We start from the raw sequence: 17880 nt of genomic DNA on the forward strand, positions 1-17880 counted from the left end.
CAGCGGTGTGGAGCCGCACCAGAGTGAAGGTTGTCAACTCGCGGGGTGTATGGGGAGGAATCGGCGTTTCGCCGACCAGTTCAAGCCGTAACGGTTGCATAACGCGCCAATCCATCCGTCAGGAGGGATGGCATGCCGGGCGTTTCACTCACGAACCAGCAAAGGTAATGGTCCCGTGGACCCATGTGAGGCCTACGCCTCTACGGATACGTTCGGGTTCGTACAGCCGTTGGCAAGTGGCAGGTGGCGCAGTCGGAGGTGGCCCGTAATGGGGCGGCGTTGGCGGGACGGGCGCGGGGAGCTGGTCGTGCATGGCGGTGAAGGGCCGTCTGTCACTGTTCCTTTGGAGATCGCCACCTCCTATCGTGCCCGGACGAAGGGGCTGTTGGGGCGGGACTCCGTCGACGGGGCGATCCTGCTCTCCCCCGCCAACAGCGTGCACACCTTTCGTATGCGCATGCCGATCGATGTCGCCTATCTCGATCGGCACCTTCGCGTCATCGCCGTGCGTACCATGCGGCCGGGACGGTTGGGGATGCCGCGGCTCCGTGCCCGGCATGTGGTGGAGGCCGAGGCAGGGGTGATGGCGGGGTGGGGAGTACGGGAGGGTGTGTTCGTCGAGATCATCCCGTAACACAGATCCCGCCGATCCGGATCGAGGCCATGACGAGGCTCGATGGCGCCACTACCTGTCACCCTTTCTGCGGGCGATCTCCGGCAGGTCACTGACACGAATGTGAGGGAGTTGGGCGACCGCGGACTCGACCGCGTCGATCGTGTACACGGGAGGTTCGTCGTCCGACGCATACAGCCTGGCGCGAACGGACTCTCCTGACGAGGTCGCCAGCCAGTACGCCGACGGAAGGTCCTCCTCGGCCGGATGGAGAACGGGAACGCCCAACGCCATGGCCAGGCGCCGAGCGAGTTCCGGCTCAGCCGGTGCCTCGTCGACCAGGGCGTCCTCCACGTAGCTGTCGAGTTCCAACGACAGGTCGCCGCGCAGCCTGAGGTAGCCGCACAGGACAGGTGCGGTCCAGTCGCGTCGGCTCTGGTCGCCGTCCCGGTCGGCCACGTCGACATCGGCGCCTTCTGTCCTCACTGCCCCCGCCAGGGCCTCGGCGAGCGACATGGGCGAAACCGGCGGCCCGACCAAGAGGACGTCATAGATCATCAGCGGGTCCCGTCGCTCCACCGGTCGAAGAGCATGCCCTGCGCCGCTTCCGCGTTCTCCCAACTCGCCGGACCGTCCGGCTTCACCGACAGGCGCTGCAGTGCCGCCCTGGCCGCCGGGCCGCCCATCGCGCCCAGCAGTTCGATGGCCGAGTCGGCACCGATGTCCTCGGCCACGCAACGCTCCGCCAGGCCCACCGCCCGGTCGGCGAAGCGGCCCCGGTCAGGGTCGAGAGCCAGCCAGCGGAAGACCGAGTCGGCGATGTCGTCCCGCAGTGACGGGATCATGGCCAGCATCGCCGCTTCGACGTGCCGTACGACGTGCCGTTGCAGCGGATAGAGCTGCGGTCGGCCTCGCCACGCTCGGACCAACTCGTCCACACCCGACCATGTCACGTCGCTCGTGCGGGGCATGCTCTCCCCGACGGCCTGGTGGAACTCCTCCCACACATGCCACAACAGGCCGGGCGACGGCGGCTGAGGTACCTGCGGAGTCAGTTCCGGGTCGTCCAGGAGTACGGTCACCACCCGCCGGGCTTCCGCCAGTCGTTCGTCGGTGCGGGGCAGTTCGGCGATCCGCCTCCAGTCGCACTCGTCCCAGGGCTGTGGCAGGGACCGCAGGGAGTGGGGCAGGACGTAGTCGCCCTCCAGCTCGCGCCACCGCGCCACCTGCGGGTCCCACATCTCCTCGGCATTGGGCTCCGTATCCGACTCGCTCACCCCTGCCGTCGCGCAACCGTCTCGTCTCCGTCGTCCGGTCAGTCGATGCCCAGGTACGCCTTGGCGCTCTCGGGGCCCTTCATCCTCGACCAGTCCCTCGTGCCGTTCGCCGTCCGTTCGTCGACGGCACGACGCATCAGGGCTGGCACTTGGGACTCCCGCTCTGCGAAACGATCTTCTGGATCACCCATACACCCTTGTCGTTCTTCTTGAGCGACGTGTGGTAGACGACGTAGCTCTTGGCAGTGACCTTCGTCTTCTTGACCTTGTCGGTCTTGAGGTACTTCACGTACGCCTGGCCCTGGTCCTCGCAGTAACTGAGCGACGCCGTTCCGTCCTTGTCGACCGCCAATTGGGGGGCGTAGAAGCGGTAGGCGCCCGTGATGGCGGCCTCGTGATCGACGTAGTTCTGAATGAACTTCTGCGTGGTGGCGGCGGCTTCGCCCTCGTAGTAGTAGAGGTACGACTCGTCGAGCGCGTCCTGGTTGACGATCGCCGAGTCCACAGCCTTGATGGACTGCTCGCTGTCCGAAAGGATCGCGTCCTTCTCCTTGTCCCCGGTCTCGGGCCAGTCGAAGGTGTAGGACAGGTCGGACGGGAGGTCGATCTTCGGACGTTCGGCGGCGGTCGGAGATGCTGAGGTTCCGCTTCCCGTGTCGGCTCCCGCGATCTTGTCGTTGTCCTTGCTCTTGGAGCTGTCATCGCTCCCGCACGCGGACAGCGTCAGGGCCGCAGCGGCGGTCAGCGTGAGCGCTGCGAGGAGGGTGGGGCTGCGGTTCACGGTCGGCTCCCGGTAAGAGGCGAGGCTTCCAGAGCAGGACAACCGGAACAGCCGAGTCGCTCGCCGGAAAGTGGATCACGGCAGGAATCCGGTTCTGCCACCAGTGCAGCGGCTTCTGGGGGAGGCGTCATGACGTCCACTGCTGCGCGGCCTTCCTCGTCGTGACCGGCAGGCTCGGGTCGAAGGCCAGTCGCGCCAGGGCTTCACGGCTGCCCGGCACGTCATCCGTGCGGTGGAGGAACCAGATGGCCTCCTGTACCGCGCTGCCGCACCGAGCGCACCGCTCGGCGAGTTCCGCAGCCCAGGGGGCCGTTGCCGACAGAACAGCCGGTTCCTTGTCGCCTGCCGCTCCTCCGCCTTGCGGGAGGTCAGCGAGCCAGCGGAAGACGGCTGCGGTGACCCGGTCAGCGATCCTCTTGCACCAGACCTTGGCGAAGCATGCGGCGTCGATGCCTTGAAATTCGAACCCCAACAACTGGCACTCGCGCCACGCCTGGTTCATTCGCTCGCGAGTGACCAGCCGTGGGTACGGCATCAGAGCGCGCACCACCTCAGCAATGGCACTGCAGTCCGCCGGAGCGTCACTGCACATCTGCGCGTCATCCGGCACCCGCTCGACAGTCAGACACGCCTCCAGTGCTGAACGCGCCTGGGCGAGGCTGTGGGAATCCGGCGCGGTCGCACCCCAGCCGAAGTCGTTCTGCCAGGAATACGGAAAGCCCTGCAGCCCTTCGGGCAGCAGCGGCTCCTCGTCGCGGGTGGCTTCTCGGGCACGAACGTCGTACACCGAACGGCGCAGCCCGAGAAGCCGGGAACGCACGTACGGGCGGAAGTCCCGGACCTCGTCGTCGTTCACGAGCTCCCTCAGGGCCTGTTCGCCGCGCGGACGACCGAGCGAGACAAGCACGCGCACCGCCGCCTCAACCGCCACGCCGACCCGCACGAACGCGGCTGCAAGCAGCGCAACGTCTTCAGCCTCCCCCTCGTTCAGCGATCCGGCGGTGGTTGCACGCTCGATGAAAGCGAAGGCGTCGTACGCCAGCGCCTGCCGTACCGAGGCGGCCCACTCCGCCGCCACCCTGTCGACCCACTGTTCAGTCGGAGGCTCAGGCACCGTGGGAATCCCCAAGTCAGCCCAGGCTCCGACCACCTGTACCACCCGCTCCCGAGTGACCTGGGACGTGGTCGGCATGATCCGGGTCAACCAGGCGTCTGCCTCGTCCAAGGTGTGGTCATCGCGGTCGTCGTAGAAGTCCCGTAGTTCCTCGTCCCAGTCATGCACGCTCTGCCGTCGGTCGGGCAGGCAGGCGCGCAGCACGTGCCGAGCCTGCTCACGTCTCTCCTCTGTGGGGGCGAGTGCCTCCAGAGCTTGAGACCTGCGGTATGTCAGATCGTGCCAAGGCGGTGGCAGCTCGCGCATGGCAGCGGGCAGCAGGTAGGTGTCCACAAGTCGCTCTCCGTCCGTGCCCCGGCAGCTTCCCGGGACGCTGGCGTCATGAGACGCCCAGGTAATCCATCGCTTCCCTCGGATCCTTCATCCTGGACCAGTCCATCGTCCCAGCCTGCTTCCGGGCCTGGATCTCTGCCTCCATACGCATGAGCTGACTCGGGGAGATGTCCGTACCCGCGATCCGTACGGGCACCCCGTTTTTCGCTATTGTTCCGGCCGGTGTCCCTTCAGGCTTGTACTTGACGCCGTCCCGCTTTCCGCTCTTGTAGCCGCTGAAGATATTGGTCCATTTCTCAGTGGTCTCGATCTCGACTCGAGTAGCCCTGCCTAGGCTGCCCTTCCCCTCCCAATTGGCCAGATCCTCGACCTGCCGTTCGAAGTCGGCCTTGATGGTGGCATTGCCCGTGTTCTTGACCTCCACGGCGTGGACCTTGCCGTCCTTGCCCCGATAGAGCACGTCGGCGTCATTGATCTCGGAGATGTTCACCGTTTCACCGTTGCCGAGATCGATGTTCTCCTTGCCGAAGTCCTTGCCGACAGCGGTGTGCACGGTCGTGCCAGGTGCTGCCTCGCCGTCGGCAGCCCGCTGGACGGCGTTCAGCTCAGCACGTGCCTGGCTGAGTTCGTCGGTGTTCTTGGCGTTCGTGACCTTGCTGGTCAGCGACGAACGCGCCTCTTTGGAGATGTTCTTCGTCCCGGCCAGTTTGGAGATCTCATCCAACGCCCGAGCCGCATCCTCCTTGCCTATCTCCTTCTTGTCCGGGTCCGGGTTGTCCTTTGCCCGCCGAACGAACTCGTCGATCTTCCGCGGTGCGTGTTGGACGCCCTCGTCCTCGAGTGCCTTCCTGGCAGCCTCATAGCGATCCGCCAACTCGGCCCCGTCCGCGACCCTGTCCGCCTCGTCCGCCTTCTCCCGGGCATCCTGGGCCCGCTCCTTGGCCTCCTCGTCGCAGCCACCCTCGGCGAGGATGACGTACGGGGAGTCGGACGGGCCGGCGGCGAGGATCGTGGTGCCTGTGCCGGAGGAGCCGGTGATGGTTCCGGGTGGGTTTGCGCCGTACGGGATCCGGCGGGCCGGCGCCGCGATGGTGCAGCCCGACTCGCGGGCCTGCTTCTCGGCCGCGTCCGCCGCCTCGTCGGCGTCCTTCGCCGCCTTCCGGGCGCCCTCGACATCGCCCACCTTGGCCGCCTTGCGCGCCTTCTCGGCCGCGTCCGCCGCCTTGTCGAGGGATTCACCGACCTCGGCCAGCTTCTTGAACTTGGTGAACTTCGTGATGGTCTTCGGACTGAAGATGCCGATGACGCCGACAACGGTGTTGCCGATGGATGCGCCGTAGTTGCCCTTCTCCCAGTTCTCCTTGTCGACGATCGTGTCGACCGCCAGGTCGGACACGAAGTCCTCGGGCGAGTTGGCCCAGCCCCATACGGAGGAGACGTAGTTCCCCTTGTCCCACTCCTCGCCCAGCTCGTCGGCCTTGTCGCCCCACCAGTCGGTCGTGTAGCCCTTCAGGCCGTTCCAGCTGTCCTTGATCGAGCCGACCGGGTCGTCGACGAAGTCCATGGTGCTGGCCAGGAAGCTCTTGGTCGGCGCCACGAAGAAGCCACGGACATGGTCCATGAACGTCCTGTCGTGACGCTCCTGGTCATGTACGTCGCCCCAGAGCGACTTGTCGTCGAAGGGACCCGGAGCGAGCGGAACGGTGTCGTTCGCCCCCGCGCCGTCATAGGTGATGATCTGGGCCGATGCGGGGCTGCCGCCGTTGGTGCCACCCGTACCGCCGCCGAAGTCTGTTCCGGCGTCTGCGGCCGTGCCTTCCTGGCCGTCGGAACCGGCGCCCGCGCTTGTACCGGTACCGCTGCCGTCTGCCCCCTCGCCGCCGTCCGTCCCGCTCCCGCCGTCGGCGTGGACACCGCCGTCCGCATGTGCGTCGCCGCCGGGGCCGGCGCCGGTACCGCCCCCGGTGTCAGCATCGGAGCCGCCCTCCCGTGTCCCGTCGTCGCCCTCTGCAGCACCCGTCTCCGTACCGTCGCCCTGCGACGCGGGGCAGGCCATACCCGTCACGGAGCAGACCGCCGACTGGATGCCGTCGGCGATGCGCCCCCCGAGGCCGCCCACCGACAGGGCGACGATGATCGCGGCGACGACCGTGACGAGCCCCGCGTACTCCACCGCGGTCTGGCCCTCGTCCCGCCGCCAGCGGATCATCCTCGCCAGGCTGAATGCCCGGGGCTCCTCCCTGTCCTGGGGAGGGGTCTCGAACCACTCTCGCGACCGGGCCCGGCGCAACAGCACGATGACCGCCACCGGCATCGCGGCCTGTGTGACGCCCCGCAGATCACCGTGCATCAGCGTGCCGAACGACAGCCACACGATCCACGCCTGTACGGCGATCAGTGCGCGGCTCGTCCACACCCCGCCCCGCCACAGGCGCCGGGCCAGGTAGACCCCGGCCACGCTGGGCAGCGAGTCGTACACCAGGATCCCGAAGATCTCCCCGGAGTAGTACGTCACCACCGACAGCACGGTGACCACGTACAGCACCGTCAGCGCGAACTGCACCCACAGGAGTACCTGCGCCCAGCCCAGTTCCCGTGGAAGTGGCACACGCCGGTCCCAGGAGGGGGTGTTCTGCGCACCCCAAATCCCGGTCGGGGGTGTCGAGTTACCGGCACCGGACATGTGTGACCTCAGTTCAGCGGGCGAGCGTTCAAGGCGGGCACCCGGCTGAGGCTATGGAGAATCGAACACTGACACATGGGCCCCGGGACCCACCCTTGGCCCAACTTGAACCGCAGAGCCCGGGCCCGTCCCTGCCTGCGGTGGCGCGAGACGGGCCCCGGGTGAAGGCGTGCTGGTGACTCAGCTCTCCGTGCGCGGGAAGGAAACCTCGACACGGCGGTTTTTCTTGCGGCCCGCTTCCGTGGAGTTGTCCGCGATGGGGTACTGCTCGCCGTAGCCCCGTACCTCGTACGTGACGTTGGAGTCGGTCAGTTCCTGGTCCAGGACGTTCTGTACGGCGTCGGCACGTTGCCGGGAGAGGACGTCGCCGTGGGCGGAGGTACCGAGGTTGTCCGTGAAGCCGAAGACGCGGATCTTCGTCGCGTTCTGGGTCTTGATCTCCTCGGCGATCGCGGAGATGCGGGCCTTCGCCTGGGCGCTGAGTTTCGCGCTGTCCTTGCCGAAGAGGACCTCGGCCTGGAGGGCGAACTTGACGTCGGCGTTGGTGTCTTCGCGGCGCTCGTCGCCACTTTGGTCTTCTACGACCTGTTTGATGTCCAAGACCTTGGCGGCGGCCAGGGTAGCGCCCTCGGGGAGCTTGAGATCCGGGTCGTTGGGGTCGACCTCGACGGGGGCGGAGGCGGAGGCCTCGGTGCCAGGGGGGACACCGGGGGTTTCGTCGGCGTGGGCCGAGACGGCGCCGTAGATGTTCGTGGCGACCATGAGGGTGGCGGCGGTGAGGACCAGGGCGAGGCGTGGGGTTGCCGTTCGGGTGGGCATTGGGGTCATGGCCGGCCTCATCCGGAGATCTTGATGGTGCCGCTGGAGAATGTCGGTACCTGCAAGTTGACCTCGGTCGTGTCCCTCGGCGGTGCGGGGAACTGCATGAAGACGGGGAGGGTCTGCCCCGCTTCGAGGTTCCCGAGGCCCGTTGTCGTGAGCGGGCGCCCTTCCGTGTCGCGCAGCGTGTAGTAGCGCTTCTTCCCCTTGGCGTCCACGATGGTGGCGCCGCCCAGCGAGGGACCGTGCTTGATGACCTCCGTCTCGTCACCGCTGGTCTGAGGGGGAATCACCACGGACTTGTCTCCGTCGTTCTTCACGATTCCGTTCACGGTGAGGAAGCCACCCGAGTCCCTCGCGGCGGATGTGATCTGAAGAAGCAGTCCGTCTGTGCCCCTCAGTTCCGCCAGCGGCGTCTCCGCCTGCCCCTCCTGAGCACTCGGCTTGGATCCACTGTCCTTGGATGCGGACGCCGACGGGCTCGGCTTGTCATCGTCGCCGCCACCGCCGCCGCAGCCGGTCACGCCGAGGGCCAGTCCGGCCGCAAGGGTCATTGCGACCATCCCCCTGCGGGCCTTCGCAGTGAACCGAATGCTCATCTCTTTGCTTCCTTCATCACTCGTCGTTCGCTTGTGGGTCGGCCAGGTGGACATCGAAGAGGTCCTCGGGCTCGGGCAGAACATCGAGATCGTCCGGATCCAGCTTCCAGACCTCCCCGTCCTCGCACGAGAGCTGCGGCAGTACGTCGGGACCGGCGTCATCAGCAGGGGGGTCGCAGAGCGGCTCGATCACGGCTGTGGCGGTCGCATCCGACTTCCGCTCCGCGGTACCAGGGACGACAGACTCACCGACGGACTTGTTGGTCTCCACCTTGACCGTGAAGCCCAGCAGTCCCTCAGGCTCACAGCTCAGCACTTGAGCGTCGTTCTGTGCGGCGAGTTCGTGCGCGCGCCAGCACGACGGCTGGAGCCCCTCGGCATTGCCCTCGAAAATGCCCGGCCACTTGGTCGGGTCGAGTACGTCCTTCACCCACGCGCCTGCGAGTTGGTCCCGCCTGTCCTGAGCCGCCGCGAGAGCCGCCGCATCGGCAGCAGTCTGGGCGCCGTTCCGATTCGCCGCGGCCTGGCCGACCGCAAAGTAGGCGAACGCGAGAAAGAGCAGGCCCCCCACCACCGTGATGTAGATGGGGAAGGCCTGCCCTGCGTCGCCGTAGCGGCGAAGTCGCATCAAGGAGCGACCTTGGCGATTTGCGCCTGGATCTTCCCGAGGATCGTCTGACCGATGTTCGTACCGGTGATCGCCAACACGATCGCCACCACCACCGCGATGATGCCCAGATACTCGACCGCCGTCTGCCCCTTGTCGCCGGCGCGGCGCTGCATCGCCGCCGCCGTGGTGTTCTTCCAGCCGTTCACGCGGACCTTGGTCGCGACGGCGGTCTTCAGCATCAGGTCGCTCATGGTGTTCCCCTCCGGGTTCGGCTGTGCCGCTTTCGACACGAGGAACGTACGGCTGGACACCCCGTCCGACAGAGGGCCCCAGGGCCCAATTCCGGGCCCAATCGCGCGGGCCCGACCGGCTCTCCCCCCATTCCGTCACCGAAGGTCACCCCAGTCCTCGGTGTGAGTCCGGTGCCGTGCCGAGCCATTTCGCGGCGGCCTCGGAGCGGCTGGTGCTGTGGAGCTTGGCGAAGATGCGGTTGATGTGGTTCTTGACGGTCTTCTCGCTGATGAAGCAGGTGGCGGCGATCTGCTGGTTGGTCATGCCGGACGCGATGTGGTCCATGATCTCCGCCTCCCTCGTACTCAGCTGGAACCGCGACCTGTCGGGAGCGGCCGGAGAGCCACTCGTCCACCCAGACGAAGACTGTCCCACATGCGGTTGCACTTGCGAAAGGTTTTCTGAAGAAGCGGGTGGATATGGAATGCGGGTCGGTGGCAAGTATGCTGGTGGTGGTGCTTGCTGGGGTTGGATATGCGATTTTGCGGACTTGGAAATTCCGTATGCAGTCGCACTCGATGACCGGCCCAAACCCTCGGGCAGGGGCGGGGTCGGTGTCTGGTCCTGGCGGAGTCGGGCCAGGAGGGCGCCCGCCGCCGTGGGGGTGAAGTGGGCCCGGCCCTCCTTGATGTCCCGTACGGCGTCGACCAGCTGGTCGGCCGTGAACTCGCCGTGCACCAGGTAACCGCCGGCTCCACGGCGGAGGGCCTCCTGGACGATCTCCGACTCCCTGCTGTACGTCAGCATCACCACCGGGGCGATCTGCACCAGGTACGGGAGCGCCGAGATGCCGTCCACGCCGGGCATGCGGACGTCGAGGAGGATGACGTCCGGGCGGTGCTGCTGGGCGGCCTCGTAGGCCTGGCGGCCGTCCGCGGCCTCGGCTGCGACCGTGATGTCCGCGCGGCCGGAGAGGAGTGCGGTGAGGCCGGCGCGGACCACGGGGTTGTCGTCCGCCACGACGACCCGGAGGCCCCGGGGCTGTGCGGGCTGTGGGAGGTCGGCGAACGGGTTCTGTGGTGGTGGCGGCGGTGGTGACGGTGGCGGTGGCGGGGTGTGGTCCGGCATCCGGGGCCTCCTCTCGTGTCGTGGGGTCAGGCGTGGGGGGTGGTCAGGGCTGCCAGCGGGAGTTCCAGGCGGACTTCCGTGCCCGTCGGGTGGCCGCCGCGGCCGATGCGGATGCGGGCGCCGACCGAGGCGGCTCGTTCGACCATGCCGACCAGGCCGAAGTGGCCCGCTCGGCGGAGTTGTTCGAGCGTGGTGCCGGGCGGGAGACCGCGGCCGTCGTCGTACACGCTGATGCGGAGCAGGTCGCCGTGGACGCCCGCGCGGACGTCGACGCGGGTGGGGTGTGCGTGGCGGTGGGCGTTCTCCATGGCCTCCGAGGCGATGGTGAGGAGTTGGCGGGCCACCGCGGGCGGGACGGGGGGTACGGAGTGGTCGCCGGTGGGGTGGTAGACGGCGGGGAGGCCGGTGCGGGCGCCGAAGTCGCGGGTGCGGGCGGCGAGTTCGACCAAGACGTCCGTGGCCTGGTCGGGGTCCGATTCGCGGCGCAGGTCGGCCAGGAGCTCGCGGGATTCGGCGGCGGCTCGGCGGGCTGAACGGGCGACGAGTGCGGCCTGTTGTCTGACCAGGGCCGGGTCCATGCGGTCGGCGCCTGCCGAGCCCGTCAGGCAGTCGGCGGCCAGGGCCACGCCGTGCAGGGTCTTGGCGACCGAGTCGTGCATCTCGCGGGCCAGGCGGGCGCGTTCGGCGCTGACCGCCTCTGTCACGGCGAGGCGGGCCTGGACAGTGGTGAGGGCCTGGGTGGCCGCGCCGAAGCGGAGCATGAGGTTGCGGAGGCTGGAGCCGACGGCTCCCGCGATGACGCAGAGGCCGGGCAGGAGGGTCGACTCGGCGAGGCCCGGGTGGGGGCTCTCCTGTGCCGCGTGGATCAGGAGGAGGAGCAGGGCCTGGAGGCTGGCGAAGACGGCGGCTCCGCGCCAGCCGTAGACGAGGCCGGCGAGGAGGGGGGTGCAGACGCTGACGTAGGCGAGGGTGCTGTCCGGGCCTGCGGAGATGAGCAGGAGGGCGCCGAAGAGGGTGTCCGCGGCGAGGAGGGTGGGGTGGCGAAGGAGGAGGGGGCCGAAGCGTTCCCAGTCTCTGAAGAGGACGTAGGAGGTCATGAAGGTGACGACCACGGCTGCGCCTACGAGGCGGGTGGGCAGGCCCTCGTTGGCGTTGAGGAGGGCGGTGGGGGTGGCCAGGGCGATCATGGCCAGGCGGAAGCCGAAGACTTGGCGGCACATGGCCTGTAGGGCGTTGATCTGGATGGGGATCGCCGGGTTCGCGAGTGCGGGCCGGTCGGACCGGTCTGTGGCCGGGGTGGGGTTCCCAGCCGTACCACCCGTGCGGCTTTCGTTGTCGAGTGCGGACAACCCTTGCGGGGGCTGAGCGCCGTCGGCGGCCGACCGGCCGTTCGCGTGCGGCTCCGGCCCGCCGTTCGCATACCCCGCCCGCTCGTTGCCGGCTACCGGCGGCGGACCCTGCACAGGCATGTCCCCCGCACCCGCCCGGGCCGTCGGCCCTCCGCCAACGCTCCCCCCGGCGCCACCACTCCCGCCCACCGCCTCCCACCCCGGCGGCAGCGCGGGCGTAACCGACGTCACCGGGACATCAGGCGCCCCCGTGCGCGCATGCACCGGCAGGACCGTCCCCGCCGGTGGTGTCGTGATCTCCGGTGGGTTCGCGGCGCGGCGGCGACGGCGTAGCAGTCCGTTTCGTTCCTCTGTCAGCGACATGCTGGCGGCCCTCCCCGCTTGCCTACTCGCCCGTCACCGAGCCGAAGTCCGTGCCCGAGCCGAGGATCAGTCCGGCGCCCAGGAGGAGCATCGTGGCCGGGACCATGAAGGTCGTGATCATCATCGTGGCCTTGGGGACCGCCCGAGCAGCCTTGCGGCGGGCGTTCTGGGCGTCCGTACGCCGCATGTCCTTGGCCAGTGCCACCAGCGTGTCGACGATCGGTGCGCCCAGTTCCTCGCCCTGCTGCAACGCCGTCACGAACATGGCGACCTGCTCGGAGTCGTTGCGGCGGCGCAGTTCCGCGAAGGCCTGGCGGCGGCTCATACCGAGGTCCATCTGGCGGAGGGTGATGCGGAGTTCGTCGGCCCAGGGGCCCTCGTATTTGGACGCGACCCGGTCCAGCGCCTGGCGGAAGCCGAGGCCGGCGCTCACCACGACCGCCAGGACGTCCAGGAAGTCAGGCAGGGTCCGTTCGATGACGTCCTTGCGGATGCGGATGGCCGACCAGATGCCGACCTCCGTCCAGAACGCGCCGAAGGCGAGCAGGAGCAGGGCCACCAGGAGCTGGCCCCGCATCAGGAAGACCAGGAAGCCCACCCCGCCCAGAGCCCCGTACACCGCCCGCCGGGCCGCGTAGCGGTCGATCGTGAGGCCGCCGGGGTTGCCCGCCAGGTCGATCTTGCGGCGGTACTTGGCCACCTGCTTGGGGCCCATCAGGCGCAGCACGGCGGGGGCGTAGCGCATGCCCAGACGGTCGATGAGGGAGTCGACGGCGCCGGTGCGGGTGGAGCCGACCTCCAGGGCCAGGGCGAGGTCGCCGGGCAGTTTGGCCTCGGCGCGGTACATGCGGATGCCGGCGAAGATGCCCCAGACGCTGAGGCCCGTCAGCAGGGCGAGAAGCAGTCCCATGGTGTGCCTCCGGCCTTCAGACGTCGATGCGGGACAGGCGGCGGATGAGGACGAAGCCGACCGCGTAGAGGGAGAAGGCGATGATGACCGCCGCCTGGCCGAAGGCGGAGTCGGTCATGCGCTCCAGGGCGCCGTCCTTCACCCCGTTCATGAGGAAGAGCGAGCCGACGCCCAGGACCGGGACGGCGTACGACGTCATGTTGACCTGGGAGAGTTGCGTGCGGACCTCGCGCCTCGTCTCCTTGCGTTCCTCCAGCGTCTCCGTCAGGTTGCGCAGCGCGCTGACCACCTGGCCGCCCGCCCGGTTCGACAGGACGAGTGTGGTGACCAGGACGACCAGTTCGCGGGAGGGGAGGCGGTCCGCCAGTTCGCTCAGGGCGTCGTCCATGGACGCGCCGACGGCCAACTGCGCGGAGACCTTGCCGAGTTCCTCGCCCGCGGGGGCCTCCATCTCCTCCGCGGCCATGCCGATCGCGGTGCGCAGGGCGAGACCCGCCTGCGTGGCGTTGGCGAGGATCCGGGCCATCTCGGGGAGCTGGTTGATGAACTTCTCGATGCGTTTCTGGCGTTGCCAGTTGAGGAACTGGACCGCCACCCCGATGCCCAGGAGGCCCGCCAGCGGGCCGAAGAAGGGGGCCAGTGCCGCCTGGCCGATCAGCCACAGGCCGGCGACGGCGGCGAGCATGTAGACGAAGAATTCGCCGGGGGTGATGTCCAGGCCGGTGGCCGCCAGGCGCAGCTCCAGTTTCTTGCCGAGCTTGGTGCGCCGCAGGCGGCGGTCGATCCCGCGGAAGTTCCGGCGCCGGCCGCCGACCGGGATCTGGCCGGTGGCGGACAGGCGGTCGACGAGTGCCTGCCGCTGTGCCTTGCCCATGGCGTAGGAGTGCAGGCCGGTCACCGTGAGGACGCAGGTCAGCAGGGTGATGCCGGTGGTGAGCGTGATGAGCGTGTGCAGTTCCATCGGTCGGTCCTACCTGGCTTCTCGGGTGGCTAGCTGCTCCGCGGACCGGGCGATGCCGAAGGCCTGCGGGATGGGCTGGTTCGCCATGTAGAGGCGGTCGGCGGTGCGACGTGGGAGCGGGAAGTACTCGAAGACACCGTGGATACGGCCGTCGGGAGTCATGGGCTGCGCGTGGAAGCGGGCGACCGTGACCAGGCGGTACGGGTCGCTGCCGTGGCTGTCCAGCAGCGCGACCTCGGTGATGCGGCGGGCGCCGTCCGCGAACCGGGTCAGCTGCACGATGACGTCCACCGCGCTGTTGATCTGGTCGTGCAGCGCCACGAAGGGGATCTCCACGTCCGACATGGACGCCAGGGTCTGGAGCCGCATCAGCGCGTCCTCCGCGCTGTTGGCGTGGACCGTGGCCAGCGAGCCGTCGTGGCCCGTCGACATGGCCTGGAGCATGTCCAGCGACTCGCCGCCGCGGACCTCACCGACCACGATCCGGTCGGGGCGCATACGGAGGGAGTTGCGGACCAGGTCGCGGATGGTGACCTGGCCCTTGCCCTCGACGTTGGGCGGGCGCGACTCCAGGCGGATGACGTGGGGCTGCTGGAGCTGGAGTTCGGCGGAGTCCTCGATGGTGATGATGCGCTCGCCCTCGGGGATGAGCCCGGAGAGCGCGTTCAGCAGGGTCGTCTTTCCCGTGCCCGTCGCACCGGAGACGATGACGTTGAACTTCGCCTGCACCAGGCCCGCCAGCAGGTACAGCATGTGCTCGTCGAGCGAGCCGAGGCCGATGAGCTCCTGGAGTGTGAAGGAGCGCGGGAAGCGGCGGATCGTGAGGGTGGCGCCCGTCAGGGACAGGGGCGGGATGATGACGTTGACGCGCTCGCCGGAGGGGAGGCGGGCGTCGACCATCGGGTTCGACTCGTCGACGCGCCGGTTGACCGTGGAGACGATCCGCTCGATCGTCTGCATGAGCTGGTCGTTCGAGGCGAAGCGCAGGGGCAGTTGCTCGACCCGGCCGCCGCGCTCCACGAAGATGGCGTCCGGGCCGTTGACCATGATTTCCGTGATGGAGGCGTCCTCCAGGAGCGGCTCCAGGATGCCCAGGCCGAGCGCCTCGTCGACCACCCTGCGGATCAGCTGCGAGCGCTCCACCGTCGACAGGACCGGGCCCTCACGGCTGATGATGTGCCCGAGCACCCGCTCCAGCCGCGCCCGGCGCTCGGCGGCGGCCAGCGAACTCATCTCCGCGAGGTCGATCTCCTCCAGGAGCTTGGCCCGGTAGGAGGCGACCATGTGGCCGTCCTCGCCCCGGTTTCCGTTCTCCTCCGGGGAGTTGATGCGTGCTCGCAGGCTCATGAGTCCGGTGCTCCGTTCAGTGGTCGCGCGGCATCGTCGCGGTCTTGACGGCCGGGTCGAAGTCCCAGCCCGGCACGAGGGACGGGATCTGCACGGTGGCCGTGACCGTCACCTCGTCCCCGCCGTACGACGCCGGGCAGCTGGTCCCGTCGGCCAGCCAGTCGCTCACCGCGGCCCGGCAGTCCGCCTCGTACGGCCCTTCCAGCGACGCACTGCGCGCCCCCGCCCGGGCCGCCGTGCCGGCCTGCTGGGCCGTGTAGGCGATCAGGCCGAGCTGTACGGCCGCCAGGGCGACGAGCAGCAGGATCGGCAGGAAGCCGATGTACTCGATGGCGACCTGGCCGCGGTCCCTGCGCGTGTTGGGCATCTCAGTCCGCCTCCTCGACCGCGCCGGCGTGGCCGTGGACCGGGATCGGGACGGACAGCGTGCCCGGGAAGAGGATCGGCACCTGGAGCGTGACGTCGGCCGTCACATAGCCGGTTCCGCCGCAGGTCACCTCGGCACCGGATCGCCAGGCCTCCGACAGGTGCCGCAGCCCCGCCGCCTCGCACGCGGCCTGCCGCGCGCCCGGCTCCGTCGCCGTCGCCTTGCGTACCGCCTCGTCCGCGGCGTTCCCCGCGAGGATGAAGGTGTAGCCGACGAGGACGACCTGCCACAGCGCGATCAGCGTCACGATGATCGTCGGTGTCATGCCGAGGAACTCGATGGTGACCTGACCCTGGTCGCGCTCTCTTGAGACAGGCAGCACGCTCATCCCTCCCTCCTCCGCCGAAAGCTCACCGACCCCCGGTCGCCGCTCCGGAACCTGCCCGCCTTCTGGGCACCGTCGGGGGTCTTGACCAGGCCCAGTTCGGCCGCCAGGCCCCACAGGGCCTGCTTCACCGAGCTCTTGTTCTCCAGTTCGTGGATGCGGCCCGCGTCCACGACGCTCTGGAGTTCCTTGAAGTTGGCGGGGATCGCGGTGGCCGCGACCGTCGTGCCGGTGATCCGCTGGATCAGCGGCGGCTGGATCTCCGTGGCGCGGCTGTGCCGGTTGACGACGACGGTGGTCTCCTCGGCCTTGCGGATCTGGAGCCGGTCCCACATCCGCACGGCCCGCTTGGCACCCCGGACGGCGACCACGTCCGGCGTGGTGACGAGCAGGGCCCGGTCCGCCATCTCCACGGCCGCCGCTCCGGCGCCGCCGAGCTGGGCGCCGCAGTCGATGACGACGACCTCGTAGCGCGAGCGCAGGGCGCTGACGATCTGGCGGGCGGCGCGGTCGGTGACGTCCTCGCCGCGTTCCCCTTCGGCCGGGGCGAGGAGCAGGGAGAGTCCGGTGTCGTGGCGGAAGACGGCGTCGGCCAGGACGCGCGGGGAGATGTCCGTGATGGCGGCCAGGTCGACGACGGAGCGGCGGAACTGGACGTCCAGGTAGGAGGCGATGTCGCCGGTCTGGAGGTCCATGTCGACCAGGGCCGTGCCGCGGCCCGAGGCCTGGGCGGCCAGCGCCAGTTGGATCGCCGTCAGTGTGGCGCCCACGCCGCCCTTGGCCCCGCTGACCGTGACGACGGTGCCGCCGACACCGGTGAACACGTCGCCGCCGGCGCCCAGGTGCCGTCGTACGCCGACGGACCACTGGGCGACCGCCTGGACGCGGCTCGCGAGTTCCTCGTAGCTGAGCGGCAGGGCGACCAGGCCGCGGGCGCCGTAGTCCATGGCGGCCTGGAAGAGGCCGGGGCTCGCGTCGGAGGTGACGAGGATGACGCCGACGGCCGGGAAGCGCAGGGCCACCTCGCGGATCAGTTCCAGCGCGGGGACCGGGCCGATCCGCTCGTGCACCACCACGACCTCGGGCAGTTCGTCGACGGACTCGGCGGCCAGCCGCGCGAGGGTGTCGATGAGCTGGGTGGAGTCGACCACCGGGGCCACCGGCTCGGCGTCCGGGAGCTGGCTGAGGAGCGTCGTGATCGACCGGACGGCGTCCGCGTCACCGACTGCCGGGAGGATCCTCGTGGGCATGCGGGCCTCTCACTTGTCCTTCGCGAGTTCGTACGTCCGGTCCTGCTCCGGGACGGTGGTGTCGCTGCCGGGCGCGACCAGGGCGAGGCGGACGCGCTGGGCGAACGACTCGGCGTAGGTGATGCGCTGGGCGTCCCGGGCGGACAGCGCGAAGGTGATGGGGACGGCGTCGGTGGGCTGCTGGGTGCGGTTGTTCTCGTCCGGTTTCAGGGCGGTGAGTCGGCCGACGTCGAGGACCTTGGCGTTCGTCACGATGATCTTCGACTGGTCGGGGTCGCCCTCGCGCTTGCCCTCGAAGGTGGCGTAGACGTTGACCGAGGAGCCTGGCGTGATCTTGCCGGCCACGCCGGTCGCCGCGTCGATCATGATGGCGACCTCCTGCTGGCCGGGCTGGAGGGCCGGCTGGCGGACGATCATGTCGGACTGGAGCAGGGAGCCCGCTTGCAGCGTGGTCACGGCGATCTTGCCCTGGATCTCCCGCAGGTCGGTGACCGCGTTGTCCGACAGCCACCGTTCGGGCATCTTGATCTTCTCGAACTGGCCCGTGCTGAGGGTGGTGTAGGGCGGTACGTCGGACTTGAGCCGGTAGGCGGTGACCTCGGGGCCGACCTTGGACTTCACGTCGCTGATGACGGACAGCACGCCGGCGAAGGCGCCGAGGGCGCAGACGACCGACAGGAGCAGGAGAATCACGCCGCGGCGCTGACGGGAATTCATGAACCGTACAACCTCGTTGGGGATATCGGTCGAGCGGGATCGG

At 68.9% G+C, this 17880-nt stretch carries 19 protein-coding genes; 1 reads left to right on the forward strand and 18 read right to left on the reverse strand.

Features of this window, described 5'->3' with window-relative positions; translation table 11 throughout:
• The first annotated feature begins 268 nt into the window (after positions 1 to 268).
• The gene (locus ACZ6TU_RS01390) at positions 269 to 634 is read left to right on the forward strand and encodes a DUF192 domain-containing protein (RefSeq protein ID WP_467671547.1); all 366 of its coding nucleotides are present in this window, start codon (positions 269 to 271) and stop codon (positions 632 to 634) included.
• A 51-nt stretch (positions 635 to 685) separates the two neighbouring features.
• Here ACZ6TU_RS01390 and ACZ6TU_RS01395 read toward each other — a convergent pair whose 3' ends face one another.
• The 18 genes from ACZ6TU_RS01395 to cpaB form a co-directional block, all read right to left on the reverse strand.
• Positions 686 to 1171, reverse strand: a complete 486-nt coding sequence (locus ACZ6TU_RS01395; protein ID WP_469545821.1) for a hypothetical protein — start codon at positions 1169 to 1171, stop codon at positions 686 to 688.
• A complete protein-coding gene (locus ACZ6TU_RS01400; RefSeq protein WP_467671551.1) occupies positions 1171 to 1890 on the reverse strand; it encodes a hypothetical protein in 720 nt (239 codons plus the stop codon). Before ACZ6TU_RS01400 ends, ACZ6TU_RS01395 begins: the two co-directional genes overlap by 1 nt.
• Positions 1891 to 2026: 136 nt before the next feature.
• Positions 2027 to 2671, reverse strand: a complete 645-nt coding sequence (locus ACZ6TU_RS01405) for a hypothetical protein (protein WP_469545825.1) — start codon at positions 2669 to 2671, stop codon at positions 2027 to 2029.
• Between the two features lie 127 nt (positions 2672 to 2798).
• Entirely contained in the window at positions 2799 to 4118 is a 1320-nt protein-coding gene (locus ACZ6TU_RS01410; RefSeq protein WP_467671555.1) for a hypothetical protein, read from the reverse strand.
• Positions 4119 to 4164: 46 nt separating this feature from the next.
• Positions 4165 to 6726 carry a Flp family type IVb pilin gene (locus ACZ6TU_RS01415; protein ID WP_469545828.1) on the reverse strand — a complete coding sequence of 854 codons (2562 nt, stop codon included), beginning with the start codon at positions 6724 to 6726 and terminating at the stop codon, positions 4165 to 4167.
• Between the two features lie 255 nt (positions 6727 to 6981).
• Positions 6982 to 7629 (reverse strand): OmpA family protein, encoded by a 648-nt coding sequence (locus tag ACZ6TU_RS01420; protein ID WP_467671558.1) that lies wholly within the window; start codon positions 7627 to 7629, stop codon positions 6982 to 6984.
• Between the two features lie 8 nt (positions 7630 to 7637).
• The gene (locus tag ACZ6TU_RS01425) at positions 7638 to 8219 is read right to left on the reverse strand and encodes a hypothetical protein (protein ID WP_467671560.1); all 582 of its coding nucleotides are present in this window, start codon (positions 8217 to 8219) and stop codon (positions 7638 to 7640) included.
• Positions 8220 to 8235: 16 nt separating this feature from the next.
• Complete coding sequence (locus ACZ6TU_RS01430; RefSeq protein WP_467671562.1) at positions 8236 to 8847, reverse strand: pilus assembly protein TadG-related protein; 612 nt, start codon at positions 8845 to 8847, stop codon at positions 8236 to 8238.
• Positions 8847 to 9080, reverse strand: a complete 234-nt coding sequence (locus ACZ6TU_RS01435) for a hypothetical protein (protein WP_467671564.1) — start codon at positions 9078 to 9080, stop codon at positions 8847 to 8849. The genes ACZ6TU_RS01430 and ACZ6TU_RS01435 overlap by 1 nt, the downstream gene beginning before the upstream one ends.
• A 145-nt stretch (positions 9081 to 9225) precedes the next feature.
• Complete coding sequence (locus ACZ6TU_RS01440) at positions 9226 to 10188, reverse strand: response regulator (protein WP_469545834.1); 963 nt, start codon at positions 10186 to 10188, stop codon at positions 9226 to 9228.
• A 26-nt stretch (positions 10189 to 10214) separates the two neighbouring features.
• Complete coding sequence (locus ACZ6TU_RS01445) at positions 10215 to 11900, reverse strand: sensor histidine kinase (protein ID WP_467671568.1); 1686 nt, start codon at positions 11898 to 11900, stop codon at positions 10215 to 10217.
• A 22-nt stretch (positions 11901 to 11922) separates the two neighbouring features.
• Positions 11923 to 12810 carry a DUF5936 domain-containing protein gene (locus tag ACZ6TU_RS01450; RefSeq protein WP_467671570.1) on the reverse strand — a complete coding sequence of 296 codons (888 nt, stop codon included), beginning with the start codon at positions 12808 to 12810 and terminating at the stop codon, positions 11923 to 11925.
• A 16-nt stretch (positions 12811 to 12826) separates the two neighbouring features.
• Positions 12827 to 13771 carry a type II secretion system F family protein gene (locus ACZ6TU_RS01455; RefSeq protein WP_467671572.1) on the reverse strand — a complete coding sequence of 315 codons (945 nt, stop codon included), beginning with the start codon at positions 13769 to 13771 and terminating at the stop codon, positions 12827 to 12829.
• Between the two features lie 9 nt (positions 13772 to 13780).
• Positions 13781 to 15118: a CpaF family protein gene (locus ACZ6TU_RS01460; protein WP_467671574.1), complete on the reverse strand. Its 1338-nt coding sequence runs from the start codon at positions 15116 to 15118 to the stop codon at positions 13781 to 13783.
• Positions 15119 to 15134: 16 nt separating this feature from the next.
• The gene (locus ACZ6TU_RS01465) at positions 15135 to 15485 is read right to left on the reverse strand and encodes a TadE/TadG family type IV pilus assembly protein (RefSeq protein ID WP_466094163.1); all 351 of its coding nucleotides are present in this window, start codon (positions 15483 to 15485) and stop codon (positions 15135 to 15137) included.
• A 1-nt stretch (position 15486) separates the two neighbouring features.
• Complete coding sequence (locus ACZ6TU_RS01470) at positions 15487 to 15873, reverse strand: pilus assembly protein (protein WP_469545841.1); 387 nt, start codon at positions 15871 to 15873, stop codon at positions 15487 to 15489.
• On the reverse strand, positions 15870 to 17120 hold the full coding sequence (locus ACZ6TU_RS01475; protein WP_467671578.1) for an AAA family ATPase: 1251 nt from the start codon (positions 17118 to 17120) through the stop codon (positions 15870 to 15872). Before ACZ6TU_RS01475 ends, ACZ6TU_RS01470 begins: the two co-directional genes overlap by 4 nt.
• A 9-nt stretch (positions 17121 to 17129) precedes the next feature.
• Positions 17130 to 17837, reverse strand: a complete 708-nt coding sequence (gene cpaB, locus ACZ6TU_RS01480) for a Flp pilus assembly protein CpaB (RefSeq protein ID WP_467671580.1) — start codon at positions 17835 to 17837, stop codon at positions 17130 to 17132.
• Positions 17838 to 17880: the final 43 nt, after the last annotated feature.

Source organism: Streptomyces sp. NPDC052064, assembly GCF_055585925.1.